This is a genomic window from Actinopolymorpha sp. B9G3, assembly GCF_040120725.1.
GTDB lineage: Bacteria > Actinomycetota > Actinomycetes > Propionibacteriales > Actinopolymorphaceae > Thermasporomyces.
The window spans coordinates 237,644-257,059 of sequence record NZ_JBEEAB010000011.1 but is presented as its reverse complement, the minus strand read 5'-3'; the positions used below and the strand labels follow the sequence as shown (position 1 = coordinate 257,059).

17 protein-coding genes are annotated in these 19,416 nt (G+C 70.2%); 10 read left to right on the top strand and 7 right to left on the bottom strand.

Translation table 11 applies throughout. The features are described 5' to 3' along the window. Nucleotides 1–25: 25 nt before the first annotated feature. A complete protein-coding gene (locus ABNF93_RS20545; protein WP_349329731.1) occupies nucleotides 26–706 on the bottom strand; it encodes a TetR/AcrR family transcriptional regulator in 681 nt (226 codons plus the stop codon). A 79-nt stretch (nucleotides 707–785) separates the two neighbouring features. Here ABNF93_RS20545 and ABNF93_RS20540 point away from each other — a divergent pair, with 79 nt between their 5' ends. From ABNF93_RS20540 to ABNF93_RS20510, 7 genes are all read left to right on the top strand, one after another. Further along, a complete protein-coding gene (locus ABNF93_RS20540; protein WP_349329730.1) occupies nucleotides 786–1,661 on the top strand; it encodes an NAD(P)-dependent oxidoreductase in 876 nt (291 codons plus the stop codon). 135 nt (nucleotides 1,662–1,796) lie between these two features. Beyond that, on the top strand, nucleotides 1,797–2,744 hold the full coding sequence (locus ABNF93_RS20535) for a hypothetical protein (RefSeq protein ID WP_349329729.1): 948 nt from the start codon (nucleotides 1,797–1,799) through the stop codon (nucleotides 2,742–2,744). Nucleotides 2,745–2,906: 162 nt separating this feature from the next. Next, entirely contained in the window at nucleotides 2,907–4,178 is a 1,272-nt protein-coding gene (locus ABNF93_RS20530) for a LacI family DNA-binding transcriptional regulator (protein ID WP_349329728.1), read from the top strand. Further along, nucleotides 4,179–5,021: a sugar phosphate isomerase/epimerase family protein gene (locus tag ABNF93_RS20525; RefSeq protein ID WP_349329727.1), complete on the top strand. Its 843-nt coding sequence runs from the start codon at nucleotides 4,179–4,181 to the stop codon at nucleotides 5,019–5,021. It begins immediately after the preceding gene. Continuing rightward, complete coding sequence (locus ABNF93_RS20520) at nucleotides 5,021–5,761, top strand: SDR family oxidoreductase (protein ID WP_349329726.1); 741 nt, start codon at nucleotides 5,021–5,023, stop codon at nucleotides 5,759–5,761. Before ABNF93_RS20525 ends, ABNF93_RS20520 begins: the two co-directional genes overlap by 1 nt. 26 nt (nucleotides 5,762–5,787) lie before the next feature. Then, nucleotides 5,788–6,798: a hydroxyacid dehydrogenase gene (locus ABNF93_RS20515; protein ID WP_349329725.1), complete on the top strand. Its 1,011-nt coding sequence runs from the start codon at nucleotides 5,788–5,790 to the stop codon at nucleotides 6,796–6,798. Nucleotides 6,799–6,930: 132 nt separating this feature from the next. Then, the gene (locus ABNF93_RS20510; protein WP_349329723.1) at nucleotides 6,931–7,686 is read left to right on the top strand and encodes an SDR family NAD(P)-dependent oxidoreductase; all 756 of its coding nucleotides are present in this window, start codon (nucleotides 6,931–6,933) and stop codon (nucleotides 7,684–7,686) included. Between the two features lie 312 nt (nucleotides 7,687–7,998). Here the strand turns inward: ABNF93_RS20510 and ABNF93_RS20505 are convergent, their stop codons facing one another. Together ABNF93_RS20505 and ABNF93_RS20500 are read right to left on the bottom strand one after the other, a co-directional pair. Further along, on the bottom strand, nucleotides 7,999–8,820 hold the full coding sequence (locus ABNF93_RS20505) for a FadR/GntR family transcriptional regulator (protein ID WP_349329722.1): 822 nt from the start codon (nucleotides 8,818–8,820) through the stop codon (nucleotides 7,999–8,001). A gap of 81 nt (nucleotides 8,821–8,901) precedes the next feature. Further along, nucleotides 8,902–10,422 carry an Nramp family divalent metal transporter gene (locus ABNF93_RS20500; RefSeq protein WP_349329721.1) on the bottom strand — a complete coding sequence of 507 codons (1,521 nt, stop codon included), beginning with the start codon at nucleotides 10,420–10,422 and terminating at the stop codon, nucleotides 8,902–8,904. Between the two features lie 264 nt (nucleotides 10,423–10,686). Here ABNF93_RS20500 and ABNF93_RS20495 point away from each other — a divergent pair, with 264 nt between their 5' ends. Then, entirely contained in the window at nucleotides 10,687–11,331 is a 645-nt protein-coding gene (locus ABNF93_RS20495; RefSeq protein ID WP_349329720.1) for a bifunctional 4-hydroxy-2-oxoglutarate aldolase/2-dehydro-3-deoxy-phosphogluconate aldolase, read from the top strand. Next, nucleotides 11,328–12,377, top strand: a complete 1,050-nt coding sequence (locus ABNF93_RS20490) for a sugar kinase (protein ID WP_349329719.1) — start codon at nucleotides 11,328–11,330, stop codon at nucleotides 12,375–12,377. Before ABNF93_RS20495 ends, ABNF93_RS20490 begins: the two co-directional genes overlap by 4 nt. Nucleotides 12,378–12,408: 31 nt before the next feature. Here the strand turns inward: ABNF93_RS20490 and ABNF93_RS20485 are convergent, their stop codons facing one another. The 4 genes from ABNF93_RS20485 to ABNF93_RS20470 form a co-directional block, all read right to left on the bottom strand. Then, nucleotides 12,409–14,247, bottom strand: coding sequence for a SpoIIE family protein phosphatase (locus ABNF93_RS20485; protein ID WP_349329718.1), 1,839 nt, complete (start codon nucleotides 14,245–14,247; stop codon nucleotides 12,409–12,411). 89 nt (nucleotides 14,248–14,336) lie between these two features. After that, nucleotides 14,337–15,761, bottom strand: a complete 1,425-nt coding sequence (locus tag ABNF93_RS20480; protein WP_349329717.1) for an FGGY family carbohydrate kinase — start codon at nucleotides 15,759–15,761, stop codon at nucleotides 14,337–14,339. A gap of 65 nt (nucleotides 15,762–15,826) precedes the next feature. Next, nucleotides 15,827–17,422 (bottom strand): alpha,alpha-trehalose-phosphate synthase (UDP-forming), encoded by a 1,596-nt coding sequence (locus tag ABNF93_RS20475; protein WP_349329716.1) that lies wholly within the window; start codon nucleotides 17,420–17,422, stop codon nucleotides 15,827–15,829. A 220-nt stretch (nucleotides 17,423–17,642) separates the two neighbouring features. Then, on the bottom strand, nucleotides 17,643–18,653 hold the full coding sequence (locus ABNF93_RS20470) for a Gfo/Idh/MocA family protein (RefSeq protein ID WP_349329715.1): 1,011 nt from the start codon (nucleotides 18,651–18,653) through the stop codon (nucleotides 17,643–17,645). Nucleotides 18,654–18,909: 256 nt separating this feature from the next. Between ABNF93_RS20470 and ABNF93_RS20465 the strand changes: the two genes are divergently transcribed. After that, nucleotides 18,910–19,275 carry a VOC family protein gene (locus ABNF93_RS20465; protein ID WP_349329714.1) on the top strand — a complete coding sequence of 122 codons (366 nt, stop codon included), beginning with the start codon at nucleotides 18,910–18,912 and terminating at the stop codon, nucleotides 19,273–19,275. Nucleotides 19,276–19,416 lie beyond the last annotated feature (141 nt).

The window sequence follows — 19,416 nt, the reverse complement described above, 5'->3', positions numbered from 1 at the left end:
CCCTGACCCGGCACGGGCACTCGGCCTAGTGGTGGGCGGCATGGGTGCGTGGGGTAGCGGCGAGCTGTCGACTGTGTTCGACGAGAGCCGGGTAGTCGGTGGCGATTCCGCGAAGCAGCGACTCCACGGCGCGTTCGACGTCGGCCTCGCCGATCGGTGCGTGGCCGAACAGTGCGCGGTAGTGAACGAGCGAACCCAGCATGTCGACGACGAGGCCGGTGTCGAGGTCGTCGCGAAGGTCGCCGCGCGCCACCGCCTTGTCGAGCATCTGGAACACCGCGCGGCGCGGAGGTTCGAACAGCGTCGTGAGCAGGGCCTGGCGCAGCTCCGGCTTCGACGCACATTCGGCGAGCAGCGGACCGAGCACGTCCGGACGGATCTGGCGGAACGCCGCGACGAAGACGTTGATCCCCTCGTTGAGGTCGCACAGCGTGCATCCGGTGTCCGGGGCCCGTACCTCCTGGAGCCCTATCGCGAGTGCGGCGATCACCAGGTGCTGACGCGTCGGCCAGCGCCGGTAGATCGCGGGCTTGGTCGTGCCCGCCCGGCGGGCGACCTCCTCGAGGGTGAGGCTGGTGTAGCCCGAGTCCTCGAGAAGCGTCCGCGTCGTCCGCAGCACCGCGGCGTCGATCTGGGTGTCGCGCGGGCGGCCCGCCGGCGCCCGCAGCTCTCGCCGGGCGCCCGAGGGACGGCTTCCTGACTGCATGACAGCGAGTGTAGTCACCTCTGTTACGATCCGTACCGTAACGAAACTTCCCCAGCAGCTCCCCCTGAGGAGGACTCGCATGAACCATCCACCGGTGACCGTGCTCGGGCTCGGCGCGATGGGGAGCGCCCTGGCCGCCGCTCTGCTACGCGGCGGGCATCCGACCACCGTCTGGAACCGCACCGCCGGCAGGGCGGACCCGCTGGTCGCGGGCGGAGCCGTGGCGGCGCCTACCGCCGCCGCGGCCGCGGCGGCCAGCCCGCTCGTCCTCCTGAGCGTCACGGACTACGACGCGAGCGAGGCGGTTCTCGACGCGATCGGCGCGGCCGCGGGCGGGTGTGCGCTGCTGAACCTCAGTACGGGTACGCCGGACGAGGCGCGCGCCATGGCCACGCGGGCGGCGAAGGTCGGTCTGGACTATCTCGACGGTGTGATCCAGGCCGGGCCCAGCCAGATCGGAACGCCCGCGGCCACCATGTTCTACGCCGGAGCCGAACGAACCTTCGCAGAGCACGCCGCGACGCTTGCCGAACTCGGTACGCCCACCCACGTCGGCACTGACCTTGGTCAGGCGTGCCGGTGGGACCTCGCGCTCCTCGGTCTGTGGTACGAGACCGAGGCGGCCTATCTCAACGCACTCGCCCTCGTGGGGGCGCCCGACACCGACCCGGAGACCTTCGTTCCGTTCGTACGCCGGCAACTCGGCTACGTCGTCGACGCCCTTCCCGACGTGGCGAAGGAGATCCGCGAAGGCCGGTACCCCGTGGGTCCCGCGACCCTCACCGAACACGCACGCGTGCTCGACCAGTTGGTACGGGTCAGGCGGGCCGAAGGGCTGGACACCAGCCACGCCGCGTTCCTTCGTGACTCCGTGCAACGGCTGGTGGCGCGCGGTGGTGGAGGCGACGGCTTCACCAGGCTCATCGAGGAGGTCGCGGACGCGGCACGCCGCTGAACCGGCGTACGTGGAGGGCGGACCACCTGCTTCGCTCGCACGCTTCCCCGGGCGCGGGAGGCGAACCGATCCGGACTCGCGGTCGTACCAGGTCGCCAGATCGAGGCCGTCGAACGGATCGAGGGGAAGTCGCGCATGAGTGTGCAGTCGAAACGGTGGGGAGCGCTGGCGGGTGTCGCGGTCGCGATGGTCGCCACCACGGGCATGGCGCACCCGGTCCCGGACGCGGGACGGCAGGCAGCAGGGCCGCCGCCCCCGCCGGGCATGGAGTTGCAGCACAAGTCCGGCACGCTCGCCACCGCCGACCACAGGTTCGGACAGCTCGCGTGCTCGACCGGCAAGGTGATCCTCGGCGGGGGAGCGAGTGTCCGCACCGAGGACGGCGCCGGCGGTGACGGCGACCTCAAGTTCGCCGCCCTCCAGCCGTTCGACATCGGAGACAGCGGCAACTACATCTACTCCGCCAACGTCTACGCGAAGCCGGGTTACACCGAACCGTGGGCGCTCGAGATGTGGGCGTTGTGCGGGCCGAAACCACCGGGATACGAACACGTGAGGGCTGCGCCGGCGACGGGCGACGCGCACCAGCTCTCGCGGACGGTGACCTGTCCAGCGGGCAAGAAGCTGCTCGCTGCGGGCGGCATGCTGACGGCGGCGTCGTTCGAGCAGCGCGGCCGCATCGCGCTGGGTGCCGTCCGGCCGGCCGCGAACGGAACGTCCGCTCTGGTCACCGGCTTCGACGATGCCACCGATGGGGACCCGACCTCACAGTTCACTCTTCATGCGCGGGGCGTCTGCGTCACCAGTCCGGCCGGCCATCAGGTCGTCGCGGGGGCTGCGTCGCCGCTGGACTCCACGGCGGCGAAGGTCCGTCGTGCCACCTGCTCGAACGGCAGGCTGGCGTACAGCTTCGGGCTCGCCAAGGTGGACCCCGCCGGCCATGCGTACGTCGACGGAGCCACGCCGGAGCAACTCGATACCAAGGGCTTTCCACGCCGGTACGCCGTCCGGGCCGAGCAGAAGGCACCCTTGCAGGACTGGAGTCTCCAGGCCCACGTGATCTGTGCGAACCCGTTGGACTAGGAGGCGCTGGTCGGGAAGAGGGGCACGCCGCTGAACCAGCGTGCGTGGCGGACGGACCGTCTGCTTCGCGCTGCCTTTCCAGTTCCGGACGCTCGCTGGGGAAACTGGTTGGTGCATCGTTACATTGGTGCATCGTTACACCACTTCTGAAGGGCGGGTGGCATGCCGCGCGGACGTACGCCCACACGCGTCTCCGCTCCTCCCGCCACCCGTCCTTCCGGGTCCGCCCGACGTGTCTCCACGTCCGGCGGCGCCAGTGTCTCCGCGTCCGGCGGCGCCAGTGTCTCCGCGTCCGGCGGCGCCAGTGTCTCCGCGTCCGGCGGCGCCAGTGTCTCCGCGTCCGGCGGCGCCAGTGTCTCCACGTCCGGCGGGGCCAATGTCACCATCCGCGACGTCGCCTCGGCCGCGAAGGTCTCGCCGAGCACGGTCTCCAACCTCCTCAACGGCCGAGACGCCCGGATGCACCCGCGGACGAGGGAACGGGTTGCGCGCGCGATCAACGAGCTCGGCTACCGGCCCAGCCGGGTCGCCCGCCAGTTGCGTACCGGGCGCGCCCAGGTCATCGGTCTCGTCGTACCGTCGGTGGCCAACCCGTTCTGGGGGAGTTTCGCGCGGACCGTGGAGGCCGAGGCGCTCCGCGACCAGCACCAGGTCCTGCTCTGCAACAGCGAACGCGACCCCGCCCGCGAACACGACTACATCGAGGAGTTGTGGGCGGGCGGCGTCCGGTCCGTCATCCTCGGGTCCTCGCTCCCGTCGCTTGACCATGTACGGCCGTTTACCGAACGCGGTCTTCGGTTGGTGGCGTTCGACCGCGAACGCCAGGCCGGCGATCCGCCCGGCCTCGTCAGCGTCAGCGTGGACAACCATCGCGGTGGCTACCTCGCCACCCAGCACCTGCTTGATCTCGGCCATCGCCGGATCGGCTTCATCTCAGGAGCGATCGCCACGGTGAGCCGGCGACGTCGCCTCGCGGGTTATCGAGCCGCGCTGGCCGATGCCGGCGTCCGCTACCGCAAGCAACTCGTGTGGACCAACCCTGGCAGGGGATTCGGCGACGGTGAGAGCGCGAAGCTCGGCCGCCAGGGGCTGACAGCCCTTCTCCAGTTGGCAGAACCCCCCACCGCTGTCGTCACGATCAACGACATGTACGCGATCGGCGCTTGCGCGGCGGTGCGCGACGCTGGCCGCGAGATTCCCGACCAGGGCCGTGGCATCTCGATCGTGGGGTTCGACGACATCACCATCGCCGAGCTGTACAACCCTTCGCTGACAACCATCCGACAACCACTGGCGGAGATGGCGCGCTTCGCGCTCGACGCCATCCGCACGCAGTCCGGCGACGGCCCGAGATCAACGGTGATGGCCCCGCAACTCGTCGCCCGGGCGTCCACCGCAAGGCTCAGTATTCGAGAAGAAAAGAAGGTGCCCTGAATGCGGACGGTGCTGTTCACCAAACTGTTCCAGAGTAGCTCGGTCGGCGAGATCGGAGCGGCGGCGGCCGACCTCGGTTTCGATGGAATCGACCTGCTCGTCCGGCCGGGAACCACCATCGATCCCGCCGACGCCCGCGACATCCCGGCTGCCGTCAAACACCTGGAGAGCGATGGCCTGTCGGTGCCGATGGCGACCACGGACCTCACCGATCCCGACCGCTTCCCCGCCGACGCTGTGCTGGGTGCGTGTGCCGACGCGGGCATCGACCTGATCCGCCTCGGCTACTGGGCGTACAAACCTGACGTCAGGTCGTACGCCGACACGCTGGCCGAGGCGCAGCGGCACCTCGCCCGGCTCGAGGAGATGGCCGCCCACCATGGCGTACGTCTTGCGATCCAGCTGCACGGCGACACGATCCACGCCTCCGGCGCCCTGACGCGAGCGATGCTCGAGGGCCACTCACCCGAGTGGCTGTGCGCCTACCCCGATCCCGGTAACCAGGTGGTGCAGGACGGACGGGAGGACTGGCGGCTGACCTTCGAGATCCTGCAACCGTGGTTGGCGTGCGTCGGCGTCAAGAACGGCGGCTGGTTCCCCGCCGGAACGACGGGCGCCGGGCAGCGGGAGTGGCGTTCGGACTGGTTCGGACTCGCGGACGGCATGGTGCCCTGGGCGGAGATCCTCCCGCACCTGCAGGCGATCGGGTTCGACGGGCCACTGACGCTGCACAGCCACTACGAGCTTCCGTACGACCAGGTGCTCGACCAGACCCGTACCGATCTCCGCTATGTCAAGCGCCTCTTGACGGCGGGACCCGATGCGGTCGAGGTGAGTGCGTGATGGCGGTGGGAGCCGACGCCGCGCTGGCAGGCAAGGTCGTCATGGTGGCTGGCGCGAGCAGTGGCATGGGTCGGGCCACGGCGGTCGCGGCGGCCGCGGAGGGCGCCAGTGTCGTCCTCTTCGCGCGGCGCGCGGATTCCCTTGCGGAGCTGGAGAAGACGATCACCGCCGAGGGTGGCTCCGCTATCGCGTACGCCGGTGACGCCACGGACCGGCAGGCGGTCGAAGCAGCGGTCGGTGCGGGCGTCGAGGCGTACGGACGGATCGATGTTCTCGTCAACAGCGTGGGCACCAACATCAGGAACCGCGCTCTCACGAAGCTCACGCCCGAAGGCTGGCGGGAGCTGATGAGTGCCAACCTCGATGCGGCGTTCGTGCTCACGCAGGCGGTGCTTCCGGTCTTCCGCCAGCAGGGCGACGGACTGCTCGTGCACATCACTTCCTCGGCGGCCAGGAAGCCGGACGCCTCCGGCGTCGGATACCAAGCCAGTAAGGCGGGAGTGACCGCGCTCGCGCACGCGACGATGGAGGAGGAACGCGCCAACGGGATCCGCGTGTCGGTGCTCTTCCCAGGATTCACCGACACGCCCATGGTCGAGCGCCGACCGACGCCGCCAACGGCGGAGATGCTGGCTAACGCCCTGCAACCCGACGATGTGGCCCGGATGTGCCTCGCAGTGATGTCGTTGCCCGCCCGGGCGCACGTGCCCGAGCTGGTGCTCTATCCCACCCGATCCTGAGAACCGACCAGTCCTTGGAGGACGACATGACGCGCGAGACCCCTTCAGGCGTGGCGGTTCTGCTCACGGAGGCCACCAGGTCGATGGTGCTCACGAGCGAGACGGAGCGCCGCCTCGACGCGCTCGGGAACGTGCGATGGGCCGACGGTTCGCCGGACGCCTGGGACCTTCCGGAGCTGCTGGACGGAGTGGTCGCGTGCCTGACCGGCTGGGGCACGCCACGTCTGGGCGACGACATCCTCACGAAGTGCCCCGACCTCGCCCTCGTCGCGCACTCCGCCGGAAGCATCCGTAACCTTCTTCCCCAGGAGGCGGTCGGCACCCGGGTGAGGGTCTGTCAGGCAGCCGCGTTGATTGCCGACTCCGTTGCCGAGTTCGTGATCGCGCAGATCCTCGCCTGGCTTCGCGAACTCCACCTGCTCGACGCCGGACTACGCGAGGGAGCCGGCTGGAGCGACCTGCGGCACCGCCACCCCGGCCGGCTGCTGGGCGCGCAGACCGTCGGTGTGGTCGGAGCGAGCCGGACCGGACGGGCGGTGATCCGGCTGCTGAAGGCGTTCGGATCGTCCGTTCTCGTGAGCGATCCCTTGCTCGACGCGGACGAGGCGAGCACGCTCGGCGTCACGCAAGCCGACCTTGACACCCTCCTCGCCCGCAGTGACATCGTGACCCTGCACGTGCCCCTGCTACCGTCGACCCGCAATCTGCTCGGGGCGCGCGAGCTCGGCTGCCTCCGTGACGGTGCCCTCCTGGTCAACAGCGCCCGCGGTGGACTGATCGATCCTGCTGCCCTGCAGGCGGAACTGCGGACAGGGCGGATCCGGGCGGCGCTCGACGTGTTCCCGGCCGAACCGTTGGAGGTCGACAGCGAGTGGCGGGAGATGCCGCACACGATCAGATCCCCGCACAGCGCCGGCCACACGCTCGACTCACACCGCCGGCAGGGTGCGGCGATGGTGTCCGAGATCGAACGGTTCCTGCGCAAGGAACCCTTGCACTACGCCGTAGTCGCCGGACAGGTGGACAACCTCGCCTGAGATGCGTGCAGCCGTTGGGCAGGCCAGACGTAGCACGACCCAGACGTAGCACGACCCAGACGTAGCACGACCCAGACGTAGCACGACCCAGACGTAGCACGCCCCAGGCGTAGGAAGACAAAGGGAGTACGCATGCAGATCGACCTGAGCGGCAAGGCCGCCCTCGTCACCGGCGGAGCCGTCGGGATCGGCCGGGGAGTCGCCCTCGCGCTCGCCCAGGCCGGCGCCGACGTCGCGCTCACCTACCGCAGCCATGACGGCGCACCGGTGGCAGCGGAGATCGCCGCGCTGGGCCGGCGTTCTGCTGCGTACGCACTGGATGCGGCGGACAGCGCGGCGGTCGACGCCGTGGTCGACCAGGCGGCGACCGCGCTCGGCGGGCCGATCAGCATTCTCGTCAACAACGCCGGGGGGCTGCTCGGTCGGCTGCCGATCGCCGACATGTCCGACGAACACTGGCACAAGGTGATCGAGGTCAACCTGTTCAGCGCGTTCTGCTGTACGCGCGCGGTGCTGCGGTCGATGCCGGACGGCGGCCGGATCATCAACATCTCCTCGGTCGCCGGCCGCAACGGCGGCGGCCGGGGCGCGGTCGCCTACGCCGCCGCCAAAGCGGGGATGCACGGGTTCACCCGCGGGCTCGCCAAGGAGGTCGGCCCGCGCGGAATCACCGTCAACGCGGTCGCGCCCGGCCTCATCCTCGACACGCCTTTCCACGAGGAGTTCACCCCACCGAACGAACAGCAGGCGACGATCGACGGCACGCCGTTGCGGCGGGCGGGTTTCCCCGCCGACTGCGCCGGAGCGGTGGTGTATCTCGCCTCGGACCTCGGCTCGTTCTGCACGGGTTCGGTCATCGACCTCAACGGCGGTACGTACTTCAGCTGATCAGGACCTCCCGCCTCGCCGCTCGGTGCTCCGCGGGTCCGCCATTCGAGAAGGCGGGCATCGCTGCGGCCTGGGCCGGCGGGGCGTCGCCGCGGCCCGGTTCGGCGGTAACCCCTTCTCCGGTGAGCGCCCGAACCGGTGATCATGATCGTGATCATGAAGAGAAGTAGGGCCTATTGCCCTGTTACGCTTCACAATCCGGTTTGCCTTCATGATCACGGGCTGACTCAGGCCGGCAATCATGAAGGCAAACCGGATTGTGAAGGGGGACGGGGCTGTGTGTACGCAGGGCTTTCAGGATCACGATCATGATCACGGGGCCGCTGGCCCTGGCACAGGTCCGGGGGCTGTCACCAGCGCCGCGTGGCGGCGTGCCACATCCTCGAGTATCCCCTCCAGCGACGCGGACGGGCCGAGCATCCGTTGCAACTCCCGCTGGGCCACCTGGTCGACGCTGGCCTCGAAGTCCTTGCCGTAAAGCCGTCTCGCCACCTCGAGGTGTTCCTGCATCGCCTCGGCCGCCCGATCGGGGTCGCGGTCGACGATTGCCTGCAGGACGTTCTCGTGCAGCGGTACGCCGGCCTGGTGTACCTGCCGGTCGGACAAACTCCGCAGCATCAACTCGAACGTCAGGCTGGTGATCGACGCGTACATCGTCTCGATCACGGTGTTGTGACTCGCCCGCACGACGAGCGCGTGGAACGCCAGGTCGAGCCGGGCCTGCTCCAGCACGTGTCCGGCCCGCTCGAAGTCGTCGAGGCAGCGCCGCATCGCCGCGGTCTCCACGTCGGTCGCGTTGCTGGCGGCGAGCCGGGCGGCATAGGTCTCCAGCATCAGCCGCGCTTCGGTGAGTTCGCGAATGGTGGCGTTACGCCGGCGGTACGACGTGTCGAGCGACCGCGCGCCGTCACTGGACCGGGCCTCCCGGACGTACGTGCCACGTGACGGAAGGATCTCCACGAACCCGCGTTCGGCGAGGCTCCGCAGCACCTCGCGCACGATCGGCCGCGACACGCCGAACCGCTCGGCCAGGCTGCGTTCCGGCGGCAGCTTCGCACCCGACGGGATCCGGCCGGCGAGGATCTCGTCGAGGAGATACGCCGACAGGCTGTCGCGGGAGTGGGGCGGGCTCACCTTGCGTACACACGTCCTTCGTCGGGCACCAAGGGCAAGGCCCTCGATGGTGCGGCGAGCCCGAACCCACCCGAAACTCCACTATTCGAACAGCTGCGAGCCCTGCTGGATGATGGTGATGATTCCAAGTGTCCCGTAGAAGACCACCGCCAGGGCGATGACGGCCGTACGGAACGTCTTGATCCTGATCGCCGGCGGCAGCGCCCGCTTGTTCATGAGAATCAGCAGGACGCCGTAGATCGCCATCATCACTCCGGCCACACAGGACGAGATGACCAGCAGCACCAGCGGCTGGTCCAGGCCGGCCAGCAGCACCAGGCAGCCGAACGCCACGAGCCCCCACACCAGCCAGAAGTAGACCCGGCTCTCCGAGACACCCGACCCGCGCAGGTAGACCGTCGCCACCAGGTCGGCTGCCAGCCGGCTGGTGTAGTCGATGATCCCCATCGCCCCGGCGAACAGGGCGTACGCACCGATGACCCAGAAGAAGTAGCCGAACCATGGTCCGACGCTCTCCTTCAGCGCGTTGCCCTCCACCTGCAGGAAGGCGATGTCGTCGGGCAGGCCCTCGCGCCCGAACACCGTCGAGAACGCCAGCATCGACATGAACCCGATCGTGAACGCGGTGATGAGCACGAACGTCGCAGCCTGCTCGAGGTTGGCGAACCGCCACCAGGCGCGCCACCTGGTGAGGTTGTCACCGACCGGCGCGAAGACGTAGCCGGTCGACGGCGCCGCCTCCTCCTGGCCGGTCACCGGGCTCACGAGGCGTGGGACGTACGCACCCATGCCGAACCGCTTGTCCCGGATCCAGTTGCTCTGGCAGAGGTTCTGCCCGCCACCGGCTCCGGCGTACGCGATCGCCCCCAGCATCAGCGCGAACTGCAGGTCGGGGAACTGCCCGATGTGCGTGACCGCCTGGCCGAGGTTGCGCCAGGCGTCGCCGGTGATGGCGAAGATGATCGCCACCAGGATGAAGACGCCGATCGCCGCGACCTTCACGACGATGACGCGTTCGAGTGCGGTGTAGACCACCGGTGCCAGCGTGAGGACCGCGCCGCAGATCAGCAGGATCGCGATCGCGATGGCCGTGACGTTGCCACCGAAGATGTACGACACGAGGGTCGCCGAACTCGTGGCCCATCCCGGCCACATGTTCGCGAAGTACGTCATCACCGCGAAGACCAGGCCCCAGTGCTTCCACAGCCGGCTGAAACCGGTCAACGCCGTCTCGCCGGTCGCCAGTGTGTAGCGCTCGATCTCCATGTTGAGGAACCACTGCGTCATCACGCCGATGACCGCGCCCCACAGGAAGACGAGCCCTACCTGTGAAGCGATGTAGGGCCACAGGATGAACTCACCGGACGCCAGGCCGACGCCCGCGCCCACCAGACCGGGTCCGAGGATGCGCCAGGTGTCGGTCGGTGCCGCCGGCAGGTCGCGGACCTCCACTCCTGGCAGGTGCCGGGTGGAGAGAGTTGACGTGTACGCACCGCCGCCAGGCGGCGCGTCGTCGCTCGGAGTGCCTGGTGGGCCGCTCGGAGTGCCTGGTGGGCCGCTGCTCGGCGGTCCGGGATCGGTCGAACCGTGCTCGCTCGCCATGGTGCGTCGTCCCTTCTTTGCCGTCAAAAGCGCCGATACTTGGACGAAACGCTCAGCCCACCAGTGAAGTGGCCTTCACCTGTCGAGGTCAAGGCACCCCGGATGCCGCCCCCGCTCCCGGGTGGATCAGGCGTCCGATCGCGACCGGCGGTCCCCTTTACCCCGCACGTCACGACTTAGACTCAGGACTCGGCGCGGGAGCGCGAGCCTGGAGCTTCGGCGTACGGCCGGACCGGTGGGATCGACGACCATGGAGGTGCACGGGTGAGCCTGGCGGAAGCGATGAAGGCGTGCCCGGCGATCGCGATTCTGCGGTCGTCGTCCGCCGCGCGGTATGGCGAGGTCAGCGACGTCGTCGTGGCGGCGGGGTTCCGCGCGGTGGAGTTCACGTTCAGCGCTCCCGATGTCACCGACGAGCTCCGCGCCTACGCCGCGCGGAAGCAGGACGACGTCGCGCTCGGTGCCGGCACCGTGACGACGGTCGAGCAGGCGCGCCGCGCGGTCGACGCCGGGGCGACGTACCTCATCTCACCGGCCGTCTGCGTCGAGGTGATCGAGGAAGGCGCCCGACTCGGCGTCCCGGTGTTGCCTGGAGCGCTGACCCCGACCGAGATCCTCCAGGCGTGGCGGGCCGGCGCCACGATGGTCAAGGTTTTTCCGGCGTCGGCGATGGGCGGGCCGGCGTACCTCAAGGCGGTCCGCGGCCCGCTGCCGGAGATCCCCCTGGTGCCGACCGGCGGAATCGACGCCGACAACGCCGGCGCCTACCTCGCGGCCGGGGCGGTCGGTGTCGGGGTGGGTAGTCCGCTGGTGGCGGACGCGTGCGAGCCGGGTGGTGACCTCGACGCGCTGGCAGAGCGAGCGCGTGCGCTGGTGGCCGCGGTGAACACGGCGGGAGGTACGCCGTGACCGAGCCGCTGGACCGCGCCGTGGCGGCGGCGCTGACGGATCCCCTCGGCTCGGACGGCACGGACGGCGCTGGCGCTCCGGACGGCGGGGCCGACGTGGCTGCGGTGGATGTCGTCACGCTTGGCGAGACGATGGGGCTGGTCGCCGCCACCCGTACCGGCTCCTTCAGCGTCGGAGCGCCTGCCACGATCTCCTTCGGCGGCGCGGAGACCAATGTCGCGATCGGGCTCAGCCGGCTCGGCCACTCCACCGCGTGGATCGGGCGACTCGGTGCGGACCCGGTGGGCACGCTTGTCAACGACGCCTTGCGCGCCGAGGGGATCGACGTCTCACGCGTACGCCGGGAGGATGCTGTCGCCACCGGTCTGATGCTGCGCGAGCACCGAACCGCCGACCGGGTACGCGTGAGCTACTACCGGCGCGACCTCGCCGGATCGCGGGTCGGGCCCGACGATGTGGACGCGGGGTTGGTCCGGTCGGCGCGGGTTCTGCACCTGTCCGGCATCACACCCGCGCTGTCCGACTCGGCCCGCGCCGCTGTGTTTCGGGCGGTGGAGCTGGCCCGCGAGGCCGGCGTCCTCGTATCGTTCGACTTCAACTACCGTGCGGCTCTGTGGTCACCGGCCGAGGCCGGTGCCGTGCTCCGGCAGCTCGTGGAGCGGGCCGACGTCGTCTTCGCGGGCGAGGACGAGGCGGCGCTGGTGGTCGGGGAGGGGACGACCGAGAACCTCGCCAAGCAGCTCGCCGCGCTCGGCCCGGGCGAGGTGATCCTCAAGCTGGGATCGGCCGGTGCGTACGCCCTGATCGGCGCGGAGCCGGTGACCTCGCGCGCTCTCGACGTGAGCGCGGTCGATCCGGTGGGCGCGGGGGACGCGTTCGTCGCCGGCTACCTGTCCGGGCTGCTCGACGGTGTCGCTCCGGCCGACCGGCTGCGGCGCGGCAACGTCTGTGGCGCCTTCTCGGTCTCGGTCGCCGGCGACTGGGAAGGGCTGCCCCGCCGGCACGAGCTCGCGATGCTCGACGGGCGCGAGAACGTCGCCCGCTGAACGGATCCTGATCCCCAGGACGGCGGCGTGATCACGCGAAGTCGGAGTGGGCTGCACGGGCGAGGAGGAGAGCCACGTCGTCGTCGTAGCCCGCAGGCGGGCGGAGCGCGTCGATCACCTGGTCGCACATGCCTTCCAGCGTGCCTGTCGCCAGCGCGAGAGCGTCGACGAGCTGGTCGATGCCGGCGTCGACGTCACGCTGGCGGTGTTCGACGAGCCCGTCGGTGTAGAACGCGACCACGGTGTCGTCCGGTACGGCGATCGCATGTTCGGGCGCGGCGCACACGCCGACCCCCAGCGGGATCCCGGACTCGTGGTCGAGCCGCCGTGCCCGGCCACGTTCGTCGACGACCAGCAGGGGCAGATGCCCGGCGGACGCGTACGTCAGGTTGCTCTGTGCCCGGTCGAAGACGGCGTAGATGCAGGTGACGATCTCCGCCTCGCCGAGGTCGGCCACGATGCCGTCGAGCAGGTCGAGGATCTCCTTCGGCGGAAGGTCCAGCCGGCCGTAGGCGCGGACGGCGGTGCGTACCTGCCCCATCAACGTGGCGGCCCGGAGCCCGCGTCCCATGACGTCGCCGATCACCAGCGCGGTGCGCCCGGCGGACAGTGGGATCACGTCGTACCAGTCGCCGCCGACCTCGGTCTCCTCCGTACCCGGAAAGTACCGCGTCGCGACGTCGACCTCTCCCGGATGGTGCGGCCACGCCGGGAGCAGGCTCCGCTGCAGGGTCAGGGCGGCCCGGCGCTGCCGGCGTTCGCTCTCCTGCAGGTTGCGGGCGAGGCGTCGTTCGGCGTTGAAGAGCCGTGCGTTCTCGATGCTCTGCGCCGCCCGCGTCGCCACCTGTTCGATGAGCGGGAGGTCCTCGCCCGCTCCGAGCTTGCGTCCGTAGGCACGCCCAGGGCCGAAGAGGGTCAGCACGCCGATCACTCGGCCGCGGGTGATCAGCGGCACCGTCACGAGTCCCTGCCCCTTCGTGGTACGCACGATGACGTCCTGCGCGTGGGGGTCGTCGTACATCGAGGCGACCACGTCGGGCGTGGTGGCCTGGACGACGACCGGTCGCGCGGTGAGCGCGGCCCGGATCCCGGGATGGTCCTCCAGCTGGGACCCACCCAGCTTGCGGACCTCCTCGACCAGCGACTGGCGGGACGGGTCGGCGTCGGCGTCGGCGTCGTGGACGAACGCCCGGTCGAGCCGGCGCCCGTCCCAGAGGTCGATGACGCAGAGCTGGCCGAAGCGGGGTACGGCGAGCGCGCCGACCGTTTCGTAGGTCATCCCCACGTCGAGCGACGAGGCGAGCCGGCTGCCGGCGCTGGCGACGAACGCGAGTCGGTCACGGACGTGCTCGAGTTCTGACCGGGCGGCCCGCTCCGCCCTCAGCAGCGCGGCGCGCTCGGCCTCTCCGGCGGGTTGGCTGGCGAGCGGCGCGAAGACGACGAGCACCACGCCGCCGACCGCGGCCGCTTCCTCGGTGGCCCGGCCGGTCGCGTGGACCGTGGGCTGGTTCACCACCCGCGCGCGGACCGCGCACCGGAGGGTGTCGCCGTTGCTCCGGCGCAGCGGCACGCTGCCTTCCCAGGAGCCGTCCGTACGAATGAGCGCTAGCCGTTCGCGTGCGGACAGGTGGTAGCGCGGCATCACGGCGATGTCGATGGCATCGTGTCCGACCAGATCGTCGGACTTCCAGTGCAGGATGGCTTCGGCCGCCGCGTTGACAGCGGTGATGGTGCCGCAGAAGTCCACCAGCACCACGCCACTGGCGACCAGATCGCGCAGAGCATCGAAGCGTGCGTCGGAACGGGTGTGCAGACCGCTCTGCCCGTTGCCGACGCCCGCGTCGGGCTTCCGCTCGACTGGTCGTGTCACTCTTGGTGCTCCTTCCGCTTCGGAGCATCATCTTGCCTGCTCGGACGGTGGCGCGGGAACGGACCCTGAACTACGAACGGGTCACAGCGTCAAAGAGCTCGCTCATGCACGACCTCACGCCACTTCGAGTACCGCGTGCGGAGCGCGGCCATCCGTACGACGTCCTCAGGCGTCGGCTCGACCGTCTCGGTCGGTCGGTCGAGATCGAATCCGCCCGCCCACGCTGCCGCACCACGGGCACCCACCTCCGGATCGCCGGCGAGCCGTACGGGCCGGTCGAAGGTCGCGGCGAGCGCGCGCCGGAACCACGCCGAGGCGTGCACCGCGCCACCACCGAGGACGACGTCGAGGCGCGCCCCGGACGCCAGCTCGAAAAGATCCAGCTCCAACACCTCCAACGCTCGGGCGGCCTCCAGGGCCACGCCTTCCAGCGTCGCGGCGAGGAACTCGTCGGCGGAGGTGTCGAGCGATAGCCCCGCGACCAGGCCCGAGCCGGGTGGCGCCGTGCCCGGCGGCCGGCTTCCCGCGTGCAGCGGAACCGACACCAGGCCGGACGTTCCGGGTGGCCGGCTCGGCTCGGCGTCGGATTCGAGCCCGAGCATGCGGACCGCCCAGGCGCGCAGGACTCCGCCTCCGGAGAACGCGATGCCGCTGACCAGCCGGGACGCGTCGACGCGGTAACGCCAGACCGTCGGCGGCGGTGGCGGGGCGTCGGGGCCGTGCACGACCCGGAGGGCAGCCGACGTGCCGACCGTGACGGCGACGGCGTCGTCGGTGGCGCACCCGCTGCCCAGGTTGGACGCCGCACCGTCGCCGAGCACGGCGTGCCATTCCGCGTCGGCGAGTGCGGGCCAACGCGACCGCCACGGCTCCGCGAGCTGACGAGGGGTGTCGTCGATCTCGGGAACCTCGGCGGCCGAGAGCCCCGCGAGCGCGAGGGCCTCGTCGTCCCAACGCATCTTGGCGAGGTCGAGCAGGCCGGTGCCCGACGCCACGGAGACGGAGGTGGTGACGTCGCCGAGGAGTACGCCGAGCACGTAGTCAGGCAGGCCGACGAACCGGGCGCCCGTCAGGTCGTCGAGGGTACGCAGGAACGGCACCTTGGTCGTCCAGTACAGCGGATGGACCCAGGTGCCGGTGCGCTCGTGGAACGCGTCAACGTCGGCCGGTAGCCGCGGTTCCACGGCGTGCGCGCGGGTGTCGAGCCAGGTCAGGACGGCCGAGCGCGGCTCCCGGTCGGGGCCGAGGGCGAGCACCGAGTGCCACTGCGACGCACCGGCGACCCGGCTCACGCCGTCCAGTGCGCCCGCGTCGGACAGCTCGTCGACGCAGGCGACGAGTCCGTCGAGGTAGGCCTTGGGATCGAGTTCGGCGCGGCCGTCGTCGTCCTGTTCCGGCTCGAGGGGTCGCCGCGCCCGCGCGTCCGGCACCGGTTCGGCGCGCTCGTCATAGACGACCGCACGCACTCCGGACGAGCCGAGGTCGAGGGCGAGGATCCTTCCCGCTGCACTCATCCGGGGCCCCCGCTTCGCCGTGAAACCTGAAGGAGGCACCATCCGCGATGTCCCGACCGAGTCGCTCATGTGCGCTGGGTTCCACCCAGCTCGTTGAGGAAGGAGCTGGCCCACCGGTCGACGTCGTGCTCGGCCAGGTGGCGGCGCATCGACCGCATCTTGCGGGTCGCCTCCCGAGGCTCGAGCCGGATCGCCTCGAGCAGCCGGCGTTTGAGCCCGTCGACGTCGTACGGATTGACCAGGAGGGCCTGGCGGAACTCGTCCGCGGCGCCCGCGAACTCGCTCAGCACCATGACCCCGGTGTGGTCGTAGCGGCAGGCGACGTACTCCTTGGCGACGAGGTTCATGCCGTCCCGCAACGGCGTCACCACCATGACGTCGGCGGCGCGGAAAAGCGCGACCAGCTCGGCTCGTTCGTGCGACGAGTGCAGGTAGGTGACCGCGGGCCGACCGATCCGGCCGTGCACGCCGTTGACCCGGCCGACCATGAGCTCGACGTCGTCGCGCAGCAGCTGGTACTGCTCCACCCGTTCCCGGCTCGGCGTGGCCACCTGGATGAACGTCGCCTCGTCCGGCGTCAGCGTTCCGTCGGCCAGCAGTTCGGTGAACGCATGGATGCGTTCGCCGATGCCCTTGGTGTAGTCGAGCCGGTCGATGCCGAGCAGGATCTTGTTCGGGGCGCCGATCTCCTCGCGGATCTCCCACGCCCGCCGCTCGGTCTCGGGACGCCGGGCGATCTCCTCCAGCTCACCGACGTCGATCGAGATCGGGAACGAACGGGCCCGTACGACCCGGCCGTCGGGGAGGAACGCCCGGTCGCGTTGGGTCTGGTAGCCGAGCAGGCGGCGGGTGAGGCGCAGGAAGTTCGACGCCGCACCGGGACGCTGGAAGCCGATCAGGTCCGCGCCCAGCAGGCCGCGCAGGATCTGCTGGCGCCAGGGCAGCCGCGCGTACAGCTCGACCGGGGGGAACGGGATGTGCAGGAAGTAGCCGATCCGCAGGTCGGGCCGCAGCTCCCGCAGCATCTCGGGCACCAGCTGCAGTTGGTAGTCGTGGATCCACACCAGCGCGCCCTGACCGGCGACGCGGGCGGCCGCCTCGGCGAACCGCTGGTTGACCTTGACGTAGGCCTCCCACCACTCCCGCCGGTAGGCAGGCGGTGCGATGACGTCGTGGTAGAGCGGCCAGAGAGTGGCGTTGGAGAAGCCTTCGTAGTACTCCTCGACCTCCTTCGCCGACAGCGGCACGGAAACGAGGTGCATGCCGGCCTCGTCGAAGGGTTCCGGCGCCTCGCCGGTCGCGCCGGCCCAGCCGATCCAGGCTCCCTTGTTGGCCCGCATCACCGGGTCGAGCGCGGTGACAAGTCCGCCGGGGCTGCGGCGCCACGAGGCACTGCCGTCCGGTTCCTCCACCCGGTCGACCGGGAGCCGGTTGGCGACGACGACGAACGCGGCCCGTGCCGAGGACTTCGCGGCCTGCGGGTGCGGCTGGGAGCTGGCCGCCGTGTCCGCACCGGCCGGCGCGGGGGGCGCCGCCGGATTGCTGCGCTGTGCCGGTGCCGTGGGGGACTGCGCGACCGGTGTGGTCGACCCGGTGGCGTCGGCGGGAGCGGCGGACCCGGGTCCTTCGGAGTTTTCCGGCGTACGTGGTGAGTGTGACATCGAGGACGGACCTGGGTCGATCGGGCGTGAAGCGGGTGTGGACGGCATGGCCGGGCCGTTGGTGCTCACGGTGGCGGGCACAGGGACTCAACCCCCTCGGTCGGTGCCAGAACTCCTACTTGACCCTACGTGTGCGGAGTTTCGTTGCGGCAACGTCGCACGTCAGACGCGCCTTCGGCGAAAATCGCATCCGCGGGCCGGGTGAGGCGTGGGGTCCGCCTCAGGGTGGTGTCTCGTCGTCGGAATGGACGTCGTTCGGGTACTGGACACCGATCTGCTCCCGCACTCCGTCGAGGACGTCCATGACGGCCAGGCTGTCCGCCCACGAGACGAGTGGACTCTCGACCAGGCCCTCCCGCAGGCAGCGGGCGACCTCGATGGCTTCGTAGGTGTAGCCGATGCCGTGCTTCTCCACCGCGTAGGTCTCAGGGTCCTTTCCTTCCCGGTGCACGGTCAGGGACGTGGTGTCGTGGAAGTTGCGGGGGATGTCGATCCACCCCTCGGTCCCGCCGATCGCAGCGTCGTTGGGCAGGATGCCGGCAATGGAGCCGGTGAGGGTGGCGACCACGCCGCTGGCGTAGCCGAACACCATGCCGACGCTGGCGTCGACGCCGGTGGGCGCGAGGGTGGCGGTGGCCCGGACGGTCGCGGGCGGCCCGAGCAGGTGGTGGGCGAGGCTGACGGGGTAGACGCCGATGTCGAGGAGGGCCCCGCCCGCGAGTTCGGGGGCGAAGAGCCGGCCCTCGGGGTCGTACTCGGCGAGGAATCCCATGCTGGCGTGGAGTGTCTGCGGTTGGCCGATGGCGCCGCCGGCGATGAGGTCGCGCAGCTGGAGGTGGAGTGGGTTGCAGCGCATCCACATCGCTTCCATGAAGAACAGCCGCTTCTCCTGCGCGAGGGAGACGAGTTCGCGGGCCTCACGCGCGTTGGCGGTGAGCGCCTTCTCGCAGAGCACGGCCTTGCCGGCCTCCAGCGCGAGGCGGGCGGTGGCCAGGTGGTCCGAGTGCGGGGTCGCGACGTAGACGACGTCGACGTCGAGGTCGGACACGAGATCGGTGTAGGACCCGTAGGCCCGGCGGACACCGAACTCCTCGGCGTAGGCCTGGGCGCGGGCGAGGCTCCGGGAGCCGACCGCGACGACCTCGTGGTCGGGCAGGAGTGCGAGGTCTCTGGCGAACTGCCCGGCGATGTTGCCCGTCGCGATGATGCCCCAGCGGATCCGCGGGTGCATGCGGTGTCCCTCCCGTCGTCGCGGCTGGTGCCAGGCCAGGTGTGAGGCCCGGGGTCAACTGACGTACGACGCTACTTGCCGGGGGAGTGCGGCCCGGGGGGAGCCTTCAAGACTTGGTACCAAGCGTCCGGTACCGGTCCGGCGTGACACCGGCAAACGCCCGATACCGGTTTGCGTGGGCCATGCGTAACCGCCATAATCAGTACGCAGGTTTCGCGCGGGACTCTCCCGCACACTCACCGGAGGTGCTTCTCAGATGAGCACGACAGCTGTCGGCAGGCTCGGAGTGGTCGCCATCGACTGCCCCGAGCCGCGGGTCCTGGCCGAGTTCTACCGAGGTGTTGTGGGCGGTGAACCCAAGGGGGACGACGACTGGGTGACACTCCACAACGGAGGGAACGTTTCCGTGGCGTTCCAGCGAGCGGAGGAGTGGACGCCTCCGGTGTGGCCCGGTGCCGAACGTCCCCAGCAGGCGCATCTCGACGTCTACGTTCCCGACCTCGACGAGGGGGAGCGGCGGGTTCTGGCGTTGGGCGCACGCAAGGCGGAGGTCCAGCCAGGCACGACGTTCCGGGTGTACCTCGACCCGGTAGGCCATCCGTTCTGCCTCTGCGCGGAGTAGTGCCCGACCGCGGTGGCAACCGCCATGCCGCCGCGGGGACACGGCGTACCATGAGCATGTGAATGGTGTGACGTGCGCCCGTTTCGTCTCACCCGTCGACGCGGCGGCGACGGTTCACGTGTGTACGCCATGGGGTATGTC

What these genes read in the sequence shown, in the direction of transcription:
- ABNF93_RS20535 (WP_349329729.1), top strand. Translation starts at nt 1,797, where the DNA reads ATGAGTGTGCAGTCGAAACGGTGGGGAGCGCTGGCGGGTGTCGCGGTC.
- ABNF93_RS20510 (WP_349329723.1), top strand. Translation starts at nt 6,931, where the DNA reads ATGCAGATCGACCTGAGCGGCAAGGCCGCCCTCGTCACCGGCGGAGCC.
- ABNF93_RS20480 (WP_349329717.1), bottom strand. Translation starts at nt 15,761, where the DNA reads ATGAGTGCAGCGGGAAGGATCCTCGCCCTCGACCTCGGCTCGTCCGGA.
- ABNF93_RS20530 (WP_349329728.1), top strand. Translation starts at nt 2,907, where the DNA reads ATGCCGCGCGGACGTACGCCCACACGCGTCTCCGCTCCTCCCGCCACC.
- ABNF93_RS20465 (WP_349329714.1), top strand. Translation starts at nt 18,910, where the DNA reads ATGAGCACGACAGCTGTCGGCAGGCTCGGAGTGGTCGCCATCGACTGC.
- ABNF93_RS20525 (WP_349329727.1), top strand. Translation starts at nt 4,179, where the DNA reads ATGCGGACGGTGCTGTTCACCAAACTGTTCCAGAGTAGCTCGGTCGGC.
- ABNF93_RS20515 (WP_349329725.1), top strand. Translation starts at nt 5,788, where the DNA reads ATGACGCGCGAGACCCCTTCAGGCGTGGCGGTTCTGCTCACGGAGGCC.
- ABNF93_RS20475 (WP_349329716.1), bottom strand. Translation starts at nt 17,422, where the DNA reads ATGTCACACTCACCACGTACGCCGGAAAACTCCGAAGGACCCGGGTCC.
- ABNF93_RS20500 (WP_349329721.1), bottom strand. Translation starts at nt 10,422, where the DNA reads ATGGCGAGCGAGCACGGTTCGACCGATCCCGGACCGCCGAGCAGCGGC.
- ABNF93_RS20545 (WP_349329731.1), bottom strand. Translation starts at nt 706, where the DNA reads ATGCAGTCAGGAAGCCGTCCCTCGGGCGCCCGGCGAGAGCTGCGGGCG.
- ABNF93_RS20470 (WP_349329715.1), bottom strand. Translation starts at nt 18,653, where the DNA reads ATGCACCCGCGGATCCGCTGGGGCATCATCGCGACGGGCAACATCGCC.
- ABNF93_RS20540 (WP_349329730.1), top strand. Translation starts at nt 786, where the DNA reads ATGAACCATCCACCGGTGACCGTGCTCGGGCTCGGCGCGATGGGGAGC.
- ABNF93_RS20520 (WP_349329726.1), top strand. Translation starts at nt 5,021, where the DNA reads ATGGCGGTGGGAGCCGACGCCGCGCTGGCAGGCAAGGTCGTCATGGTG.